Source organism: Paenibacillus ihuae (assembly GCF_001368795.1).
GTDB classification, from domain to species: domain Bacteria; phylum Bacillota; class Bacilli; order Paenibacillales; family Paenibacillaceae; genus Paenibacillus_AQ; species Paenibacillus_AQ ihuae.
In genome coordinates this window covers 360,408-364,308 of record NZ_LN831198.1, presented here as the reverse complement: position 1 = coordinate 364,308, position 3,901 = coordinate 360,408, and the positions used below count along the sequence as shown (strand labels likewise).

Here is a 3,901-nt window from a genome sequence, read left to right as displayed (position 1 = left end):
GAATACTCCATCATTCATCGTTACGGCCAGCGGCTGGGCACCGCCCATTCCGCCAAGACCTGCACTGAGAGTGGTCGTCCCTTTCAGCGTGCCGCCGAAATGCTGTCTGGCACACTCCGCGAAGGTCTCATAGGTCCCCTGGACAATTCCCTGCGTGCCGATGTAGATCCAGCTGCCCGCCGTCATCTGCCCGTACATGGCCAGCCCTTTTTGGTCCAGCTCATGAAAGGTGTCCCAGTTAGCCCAGGCCGGAACCAGATTGGAATTCGCCAGCAGAATACGCGGGGCATCCGGATGGGTACGGAACACGGCCACCGGCTTACCGGATTGAATCAGCAGCGTTTCATCGTTCACCAGAGTGGTCAGCGACTGGACGATTGCGTCATAGCTAGCCCAGTTGCGGGCTGCTTTACCAATGCCGCCATAGACAACCAGCTGCCCGGGATGCTCCGCCACCTCGGGATCCAGGTTGTTCATCAGCATGCGCAGCGCGGCTTCCTGCACCCAGCCCTTGGTACTCAGCTTGCTGCCTCTCGGCGCACGGCACACTCTCTCCTCGTTATGGCTCATATGGGCTGATCTCCCTTCAAAATAGGCGGTGATTCTACTAAAACTGTTTACCTTCAAGTTCAATCTTTATACTCCCAGGAGTGCTTTAGCTTACAAACAACATGAAGACGTGGTGTGTGGTCAATTCAATCGATTAGTTTAGTTGGAAAAGCTCCCGCTAATTCTTTCATTTTCGGGGGAAATCGGAATTCAGGTGGATAACCTCCCGCTAAATTCCCGAAAAACGCTGAATTTGAGCCAATGTGGAGAATTAACGGGAGAAATTCCCACTAGGGTCGGTCTCCGCTCCGCCCAGAGGAATTAGATGGAGGAAATCCCGTTACTTCGCCTTCTTCCAGAGGGAAGCGGAGAACAATATATTTTCAGCAAAAATCAGTAGAATGCTCATGCTCCTGAAATGTGCTTTCCTTCAGTAAAAATCACTAGAACGCTAATGCTCCTGAGACGAGTGTTCCTTGGGAAAGCTTGCAGACGGACGATACCGCTCCTACTGTTCCAATTCCCCCTGCGTAATTTGCACGCTTGCCTCGCTTGCTCTGGGGTGGCTTGGAGCTCATCATTTTTGCACCTGCTCCATTCACTTCACACAGCTGCTAAACGGCACCTTGGCTATTAATCCGTCCAGCACGCCTGGCTCCTTCATCCACTCCGCAATAGCGGCAAAATCGCCAGAGAGCACGCGGTCTTCCTTCACCGCCGCCACCTGCTCGCGGCAGCGGTCATAGAGCCATTTGGTGCCTGTGCCGAGGCGCTGCGGCCCCCGGAAGTCGATGGCCTGCGCCGCGCAGAGCAGCTCAATGGCCAGTACGGCATAGGCGTTGTCAACGATTTGCCCTGCTTTGCGTGCACCGATCGTCCCCATACTGACATGATCCTCTTGATTTCCCGAGGACGGAATGGAGTCCACACTGGCCGGATGAGCCAGCGATTTGTTCTCCGAGACGACAGCGGCTGCGGCGTACTGTGCGATCATGAACCCGGATTGCAGCCCGCCGTTAAGCGTCAGAAACGGGGGCAGCCCCTCGTTCAGCTGCGGGTTGACCATCCGCTCAATCCTCCGCTCGGCAATATCAGCCAGCTCTGCCGCGCAGACCGACAGATGGTCCATCGGCAGGGCAACCGGCTGGCCGTGGAAGTTCCCACCGGAGATTACCCGCTCTTCATCGGCAAAAATCAGCGGGTTGTCCGTAGCCGAATTCATCTCGATATTCAGCTTCTCCGCGATATAAGCCAGCGCGTCCCTGCTCGCCCCGTGAACCTGCGGTGCGCAGCGCAGCGAATAGGCGTCCTGTACCCGCTTCTCCCCCTGGTTCGTCATCAGGGTGCTTCCGGTTGTCAGATTCCGGATGTTGGCGGCCGCCTGCTGCTGTCCCTTATGCGGCCGGACGGCATGCGTCGCCGGATCAAAAGCATCCCGTACCGCCAGCAGCGCCTCGCAGGTCAATGCCGCCGCACAGTCCGCCCAGTCCGCCAGCTTCAGCGCATCCCAGCAGGCCAGCGTGCCGACTGCCGTCATGACCTGCGTTCCGTTAATCAGCGCCAGCCCTTCTTTGGCCTCCAGTACAATCGGTGTGAGTCCTGCCTTAGCCATCGCCTCTGCCCCCGGCACTCGCACTCCCCGGTAATAGGCTTCACCTTCACCGATCAGGACGAGCACCATATGCGATAACGGAGCCAGGTCCCCGCTTGCGCCCAGGGAGCCTTTTTCCGGAATGACCGGCACGACGCCCCTGTTAAGCAGTTCAATCATCAGTCGGAGGACCTCCAACCTGATGCCGGAGTAGCCGAGGGCCAGCGCATTAACCCGCAGCAGCAAGATGGCCCGGACGACCTCCTCCGGAAACGGCGCCCCGATCCCGCAGCTGTGGCTGCGGATCAGGTTGAGCTGCAGCGCCTTCGTATCCTCCGGTGAGATATACGTATCGCTGAATTTCCCAAAGCCTGTGGTCAGGCCGTACACCACTTTTTTCTCCAGCAGCAGCTTCTCTACATAGTTTCGGGTATGCTCCACTTTCCGGCAGCTCTCTTCACTAAGCTCCACGTGGTGGTGATATCGGGCTACATTGACGACTTGCTCCATAGTTAAAGAATTACCGTATATAAACACTGTAGATTTAGCTATCTCCAACATGAGCCTCACCTGCTTTTTGAGTAATAGAAAAAGCCCATACCCTAATAAGAGGTACCGGCTTCTATATTACTAATCACTAAATTACGGCTTGATCACGTTAAGGTGACTTCTTCAGCAATCCACCTGCTAAATATGATTAAAACCAAACCCGATGGCCTCATGCTCAAATCCCTTTTTCGGAGCACCAATCGTCCCATAGGCACATACCGCGATCCATTCCCCTTCATGCTCGACAGCCCCCGACATCTTCCCTCTTACGATGGCAAAAGTCAGCCCTACCGTGCGCAAAATATCGCCGAACTGAACGATGCCGCGGCCAATGCTCTGAATCGCCTCAATGATGGCATGATACAGCGAATGCACCTCCCGGTAGGAACCCGGATCGATAATGTGATTGCTTTTGGCTGCTGTTTCGATGGCTGCGATCACTTTAATCATATCCATAGCCCCGACCCGCCCGATCGTATAGCGAAAGTCCTGTGAAGCCAGCTCCTGCTCAATAACCTTTTTCCATTCATGCTCCTGAAGAACCGCAAGCAGTATAGCTAACTTCCCGATCGGAAAAGATGAAACGGATGTTTCCCCCATGCAGAAATTCTCCTCGATTCTTTGGCATTGATTGGTATGTCCTGGTTCTTATTTCATAAAAAAAATGCAACCGAAACTAGGAAACGTCTGTCTCCTGATTCTCAGCTACATTCTGTTGACTAATCACTATATATCGCTGAGAAGAATATATACCTGACTCCAGTATTTGTCAATCGTAAATGTGACCTTATATGACATTGCCAGAGAAAAGCAGCAATACCTTCTGCAATCACGTTATATAATATGTCTCTACTGCCTGGATATGATCATGCGCCTGAAAAAAGACCGGCAGCCCCCGGAAAAAGGGCATACCGGTCTAACATTACTGTATCTACAGCAGGTTTTCCAGCTCCCGGCAGGCTTCCTCGTATGCAGGCCCAAGCTTAGTCAGCTGCTGCACGGCCAGGTCATATTCATCTGCTCTGGCATGAAGTTCAACCAACGCACACAAATGGGAAAAATACTGCGCACCGATGCTCAGACTGCCCGATTTCAGGCCGTGGGCAACCGCCGCCATCTCCGGAAGATCCCTCATCGATGCTGCCGCATCCAGCGCCGCCAGCCGAAGGGGGGTATCGCTCTTGAATATCTCTACCAGCATGCGGAGAAATT

General features: G+C 54.2%; 3 protein-coding genes and 1 pseudogene. All 4 read right to left on the bottom strand.

Annotation, left to right across the window (positions count from 1 at the left end; translation table 11 throughout):
• A pseudogene (locus AQR02_RS01670) lies at window positions 1–570 on the bottom strand (urocanate hydratase); the annotation flags it as partial.
• A gap of 577 nt (window positions 571–1,147) precedes the next feature.
• Window positions 1,148–2,701: a histidine ammonia-lyase gene (gene hutH / locus AQR02_RS01665; protein ID WP_054939118.1), complete on the bottom strand. Its 1,554-nt coding sequence runs from the start codon at window positions 2,699–2,701 to the stop codon at window positions 1,148–1,150.
• A gap of 126 nt (window positions 2,702–2,827) precedes the next feature.
• A complete protein-coding gene (gene hutP / locus AQR02_RS01660) occupies window positions 2,828–3,289 on the bottom strand; it encodes a histidine utilization transcription antiterminator HutP (RefSeq protein WP_054939117.1) in 462 nt (153 codons plus the stop codon).
• 331 nt (window positions 3,290–3,620) lie between these two features.
• On the bottom strand, window positions 3,621–3,901 hold a 281-nt coding region (locus tag AQR02_RS30940; protein ID WP_167347596.1), incomplete at its 5' end, for an Hpt domain-containing protein.

Coding starts and splice junctions, on each gene's coding strand:
- hutH (WP_054939118.1), bottom strand. CDS start 2,701: ATGTTGGAGATAGCTAAATCTACAGTGTTTATATACGGTAATTCTTTA.
- hutP (WP_054939117.1), bottom strand. CDS start 3,289: ATGGGGGAAACATCCGTTTCATCTTTTCCGATCGGGAAGTTAGCTATA.